The organism is Psychrobacter phenylpyruvicus DSM 7000 = NBRC 102152, assembly GCF_000685805.1.
GTDB classification, from domain to species: Bacteria; Pseudomonadota; Gammaproteobacteria; order Pseudomonadales; family Moraxellaceae; genus Psychrobacter; species Psychrobacter phenylpyruvicus.
On sequence record NZ_JMKP01000004.1, the window covers coordinates 64,291 to 70,491 of the forward strand.

The 6,201-nt window shown below is 39.3% G+C and carries 5 protein-coding genes and 1 other RNA gene; 3 read left to right on the forward strand and 3 right to left on the reverse strand.

Annotated elements, in window-relative coordinates; translation table 11 throughout:
• Positions 1–30: 30 nt before the first annotated feature.
• A complete protein-coding gene (locus G561_RS0102520) occupies positions 31–660 on the reverse strand; it encodes an anthranilate synthase component II (RefSeq protein WP_028858158.1) in 630 nt (209 codons plus the stop codon).
• Positions 661–1,290: 630 nt separating this feature from the next.
• Here G561_RS0102520 and glnA point away from each other — a divergent pair.
• Entirely contained in the window at positions 1,291–2,700 is a 1,410-nt protein-coding gene (gene glnA / locus G561_RS0102525) for a type I glutamate--ammonia ligase (RefSeq protein WP_028858159.1), read from the forward strand.
• A 124-nt stretch (positions 2,701–2,824) separates the two neighbouring features.
• Here the strand turns inward: glnA and G561_RS0102530 are convergent, their stop codons facing one another.
• Positions 2,825–3,550 (reverse strand): SIMPL domain-containing protein, encoded by a 726-nt coding sequence (locus tag G561_RS0102530; RefSeq protein ID WP_028858160.1) that lies wholly within the window; start codon positions 3,548–3,550, stop codon positions 2,825–2,827.
• Between the two features lie 314 nt (positions 3,551–3,864).
• On the opposite strand from G561_RS0102530, the gene ffs reads away from it, so the two are divergent.
• An RNA gene (gene ffs, locus G561_RS15115) (signal recognition particle sRNA small type) lies at positions 3,865–3,961 on the forward strand.
• A gap of 272 nt (positions 3,962–4,233) precedes the next feature.
• Positions 4,234–5,418 (forward strand): CinA family nicotinamide mononucleotide deamidase-related protein, encoded by a 1,185-nt coding sequence (locus tag G561_RS0102535; protein ID WP_028858161.1) that lies wholly within the window; start codon positions 4,234–4,236, stop codon positions 5,416–5,418.
• Between the two features lie 110 nt (positions 5,419–5,528).
• On the opposite strand, the gene G561_RS13810 is transcribed toward G561_RS0102535, so the two are convergent.
• Positions 5,529–5,885: a glutaredoxin family protein gene (locus G561_RS13810; RefSeq protein WP_037031521.1), complete on the reverse strand. Its 357-nt coding sequence runs from the start codon at positions 5,883–5,885 to the stop codon at positions 5,529–5,531.
• Positions 5,886–6,201 lie beyond the last annotated feature (316 nt).

A 6,201-nucleotide genomic window follows, 5' to 3' on the forward strand; every position in this document is an offset into this window, starting at 1 on the left:
TTTTTATTATACACACTAAGACTAAAGTTGTTAGTGACTTAATAGATGATGTTGCTGCAAGAAGTTTTCAAATAACTTTAGCCCCGCCTGACTTAATATGGATTCTGGATGGAATTGAACCCCTTCGATAGGCAGCTGCTTATGACGGATACCCATAATCTCGTCGGCTTCTTTTTTATTATATAAGACGCTAGAGTCTTCTTTATTAGCTCGCGTTGAGGTCCATGCGCTAACCATAAGGGAGTCAGGTAAAGAGTTTTTATCAATAATTAAAGAATGATAGCGGGTAAATTCTGTGGGATTATCTAGACCTTTAAACACTCCTCGTTGGTCATGAAACACTTGAGAGGTGCGCCCATGCATAATCTGTGGGGCATGAACAATATTAGCGCCAAAATATTGAGCAATGGCTTGATGTCCTAGGCAAACACCGAGTAGGGGAAGTTTGCCTGCAAAATGTTTGATGCACTGTAGGGTAATCCCTGCTTCACTAGGGGTTCCGGGTCCTGGGCCAAGGACAATGGCTGTTGGATTGAGCTTCTCAATATCAGCCAAGCTGACTTTATCATTTTCAGCGACCTCTACTTCTGCTCCAAGTTGTTGCAGATACTGCACAATATTATAAGTAAAGCTATCGTAATTATCTAAAAGCAAAATCATAAAGGACGGTCACAACAATTAAGGTTGAAGAAGTTAAAGTAAGGTCGAAGCAGTTAAGGTCAAAGGGGGTTAAAAACAATAAAGGCAGATTATACCTATCCTAAGGCGGTAACGAAACTAAAGCTATTATAGTTAACGCCAAATGAGTTTTGACAGAAGCTTTTACTCAAATGCACCAAAATAAACAATAATTTATTTATATATGCACGATAATAGTGCGATAATGCAACAGTAATTGCACTGTTTTTGACAATATTTACTAGATAATAACCAGTTTGGTCCTAATAATGGCAGGTACCTGCCTTCTTTTTAGGATTTAATCTAATATTTATCAATAAATGCTAATTTTTAAAAAAGAATTGCTTTAGGTTGGCACAGCAGTTGCAACAATTAATATATCAAAGTAGCAATAGGTTACTTAAAGTCGAACTGAGCTTAGCTGACTTGGATTTAAATTGTCATTAGAGTTTTAAATTACTGTTACCTAAACTGTTTTTTGATAAAATGAAAATAATATGCCAGCTTTCGAAACTAATAAGCCTAAGTGCCGCATAATAAATTCAAATTAAGTTCAGCTTAAACTATCCCACAAAAAAAGTTCATTGTGAACAATTAATGGAGAGACATATAATGTCAAACAAACTATTCGATCTAATCAAAGAATCTAACGCCAAATGGGTAGATTTCCGTTTTACAGATACGATCGGTAAAGAGCAGCACATCAGCTACCCTGCATCAAGCATCGATGAAGATGTATTAGAGGACGGTAAAATGTTTGATGGTTCATCTGTTGCTGGCTGGAAAGGCATTGAAGCCTCTGACATGATTTTACGTCCAGACCCAGAAACAGCGTTTATCGACCCATTCTTTGATGCAACGACTGTGGTAGTAACTTGTGATATCATCGAGCCAACCACTATGCAAGGCTATGACCGTGACCCACGCTCAATCGCACGCCGTGCTGAAGAATACTTAAAGTCAACAGGTATCGGTGATACTGCCTTCTTTGGTCCAGAGCCAGAATTCTTCGTATTTGATGACGTTAAATGGTCTATCGACATGTCAGGTGCGCGTCACCGTATTACTGCTGAAGAAGCAGCTTGGTCAACTGACAATGATTACGAGTGGGGCAACATGGCTCACCGTCCACGCGTTAAAGGCGGTTACTTCCCAGTACCACCAGTAGATAGCTCACAAGATCTTCGTTCAGTAATGTGTCAGCGTCTAGAAGACATCATGGGTCCAGACCGTGTAGAAGTGCATCACCACGAAGTAGCCTCTTGTCAGTCTGAAATCGGTGTGTCATTCAACACTATGGTTCGTAAAGCAGACGAAGTGCAACAGTTCAAATATGTGGTACATAACGTAGCCCATCAGTTTGGTAAAACAGCGACCTTTATGCCAAAACCAATCGTAGGTGATAACGGCTCAGGTATGCACGTACACATGTCAATCTCTAAAGATGGCGTAAACACTTTCGCAGGTGACGAGTACGCTGGTTTATCAGAAACCGCCCTATACTACATTGGTGGTATTATCAAACACGCTCGTGCCCTTAACGCTATCGTTAACCCATCAACTAACAGCTATAAGCGTCTAGTACCGCATTATGAAGCGCCAATCATGTTAGCTTACTCAGCGCGTAACCGTTCAGCGTCTATCCGTATCCCATACGTAAGCTCGCCAAAAGGTGTTCGTGTTGAAGCTCGCTTCCCTGACCCAACTGCCAACCCATATCTTGCCTTTGCAGCACTATTGATGGCAGGTCTTGACGGTATTCAGAACAAAATCCATCCTGGTGATGCAGCTGACAAGAACTTATATGACCTACCTCCTGAAGAAGAAGGTTCTATCCCAACGGTCGCTGAGAACTTAGAAGTGGCTCTACAAGCGTTGAAAGATGACCATGAGTTCTTACTAAAAGGTGATGTGTTTACTAAAGATATGTTAGATGCCTTTATTGAACTTAAAACTGAAGAAGTACGTCGTCTAAACACCACTGTGCATCCAGTAGAGTTTGATATGTACTACAGCCTATAATTTTATAATTGTTAAAGGCTAGTATAAAGAAAACCCCAGCTCTGAGCTGGGGTTTTTGGTTTAAAAGTGCTGCTTATTATTGCTGCTGAAATTAGAGCAATACCATTATTTTATAAAACTACAGCTATTTCATAAATGGGATAAGCTCAATGGTACCGCTTGCTGTCACACCAAGTTTAGTATTACCCCCTTCAAAATCCTGGACAGGAACACTACTTTTTACAGCTGCCTCACGCATCATCATCATGGGACGTGGTTGATAGCCACCACTTGAGTTAATAGAAACATTAACAACTTGATAGCCACTCATGCCCCAAATTTCAGCCAATGATTGGGCCTGTTCTTTAAATTGTAGGGATGCTTTCTTAATTAGCTCTTTTTCTAGTTGCTTTTGTTTTTTCTCAGAGACACCAAATTGAATGTTTTGGACCACTAAGTTCTCTTGTAGTTTGGCCACAAGATCACTGGTCTTAGCAAAATCATTACTTTTCAAATCTATACTAACTGTGCCTGTCCAGCCCACAATCTTACCTTTATCATCATATTTAGGATAAGTATGTTGCTGCCCGGTAGTAGCCGTCACTGTAGGGTAGAGCTTAGCAGTGTTTAATGCTTGATTCATTGCTGTATTAAGCTCGGTTGCTAGTCTTTTTGGAGTGGTGGCTTGGGCTTGCTTATATAAGGTAGCGGTGACCTGATCGTTTTCGACTTCTTGGTTGGCATCCACATTAAAGCTTATTTGATTATAGCCTGTAGGCTCGGCATTTGCCGCTTGAGCAAATAGGGCAGCACCGCCTAGCAAGGTTAGCATGCTAGCTTGAGATAAGGTTTTAGAAAGTGACTTCGACATTATTGTATTCCTTACAAATTATAGTGAGTAGAGTTTCGATAGTCATAAGCTGCTTTGTGAAGTTTTTAATTTGTGTATTTTATAAACATAACTCTTTACTAGATTACTAGACATAAGCAGAGAACGGCTATTTGCAAAAATAATATCATGTTACATATTTGCTGTAAGTGGTTTCCCTGTGAATTTTGTTACACAAACATGCTTTTGCTATGAGCATAATCAGTCATTTGTCTTGTCTATAAATAGAGCACAGTAAATATCCGAATATGCTTGAAAACAATGAAACTTTAGGTATAATACGTGCTTGGTGGCTCCATTGGTAGCCTCGCAACTTTGTACTATGAACCCCGCCAGGACCGGAAGGTAGCAACGGTAGTAGATACACAGTGTGCCGAGGATGTGCTAGTGGGGTCATCATTTTTTTTGCCTAAAATTTATAACAATATAAAAATCGTATTGCTATCAATATGAAATAAGGGTCTGTCACAATGAAGTGTCAGGCCTTTTTTTGTGGATGGTAGAAACTAAATAGAAGCTGAGGCATTGAAAAATAAGCCAAATGGTAAGGTTAAGTGAGATAGAGTAACGAGGAGAGCCTACTGTTTGCTACTGTGAGTGTTTACAATAGAACAAATATCCTAGGATAGATATTACAAATTTAATAAATAAAAAAAGAGGTGATTATGAAAGCTGAGATTATCGCTATTGGTACAGAAATATTGCTCGGTCAAATTGTGAATACCAATGCCCAGTATATGGCCAAAGAGTTGGCTGATTTGGGTGTTGATGTCTACTTTCAAGGTGTTGTAGGCGATAATATGACCCGTGTCAAAGAAGCACTAACGATTGCCAGCTCACGGTCTGACCTAGTTATTTGTTGTGGGGGATTAGGACCCACTGAAGATGATCTAACAAAAGATGCCATTGCTGAGTTCACAGACGCTAAATTGGTTATTGACGAGGGCGCTGAAAAAAAGATACTTGAGCTGTTTAAAGACGGTAGTGAGTCACTTATAGCTTCTAATAAAAGACAAGCTCATACCATTGAAGGCAGTCATCTTCTCAAAAATGAAGTCGGATTGGCAGTTGGCTTTGTGCGCAACCACCAAGGTACTTATTACGCTGTGCTTCCAGGTCCGCCAAGAGAAATGAAAGTCATGTTTGAGCAGGAGTTGAAACCTTTAATTGATAATATATTGGGTGAACGAAAAAAACTTTATTCTAAGTATTTGAAATTTGGAAATATTGGCGAGTCTGCGGTAGAAGATACTCTGAAACAGCTTATCACTGAGCAAAACAATGTCTCAATTGCACCCTATGCGGGTATTGGTGAGATTACCATTCGACTCACTGTGAAGGCACATAGCCCAGAGCAAGCAGAGGCTGAGTTCCTAGAGCCTGCCAAGCAGATACGTGGATTATTAAATGACTATCTATATAGTGAAGAGAATGAATCACTAGAGCAGGCTTTAAGTAAGATAAAGATAGATGACTTTGGCGTTTATGAAATAAATACCAATGCATACTTGAGTCATCGGATACTAACTACCGATATGTATCATGAAAATCTAAAAGTTAGCACCACTAAAGTAGAGAAAGCAACCATTACTGAGGCACTAGCAAGACAGCAGTTTACTGACTTTATTGAGCAAAATAAGTTAAAAAATGCGATTGGGGTATTCCATTGCCAGATATCTCAAGTATCCATAACTCCCTCAGGCAGACCAAGAAAAACATTTTTTATAGCACTATGTGTAGATAAAAAAATAAAACTTATTGAAAGAACTTTTATCGGAGATATGCAGGCGGTACAAATTCGTGCTGCTAAGACCGCGTTATTTTTATTACTTAAAGCGTTAAAGCGTTAATGAATCAGCTGCAGTCATTACTTAATTTGACGTTATTACTTAATTTGGATAATAGGGTAGGCCATCAAGTTTATCGCTATAAGCTTGATGGCTTTTATGTGCCTTACTTGTTATTGATTTTGGATATGAGACTCAATTAGGGATTTATTATAACCATGAATGATTGAGCCGTTAAACTGTAACAAAGGCACAGCGTCGCCACCCAGCATCTTAAACTGTTCATACCCCTCAGCAGACCTTTCTATATCGTATTCGCAATAATTCACATCGTGCTTAGCTAGTAGTTGCTTGGTTTGTTTGCAGTAGCCACACCAGACCGCACTATAAAGTACAACGTCATTTTGCTCGGAGGCGTTACAAGCTAGGGCTTCAGGTACCGACTGAACTCTACTGGCGTTAATTAGATAAAAGCTCGCCATTAATACTGTAGCGGTTAACACTATAGTAAATAATGTGATTGGTTTCATACGTCACCTAAGGGGTAAAATGTGTGTGGGTGAGTATAGTTAGGATAGAGATATAAGTCTAATATGTCTAAATTAGGATTTATTGCTATAGCAGATTATGACTTATTTCGATCGCTACAGGTAGGTCACATATATAATTTATACAAGGCTTTGCTGACTGTAGTGAGTTTTGAAATAGCCATAAAAAAAGCCACTTAAATATAAGTGGCATTTTTTAATAAAATATTTGGTGGAGATGGCGGGAGTTGAACCCGCTACGAGCTTATACAGTCTGACGCAATCCGACAAGAAGCCTTGAAACATAAGGCTTTTGATT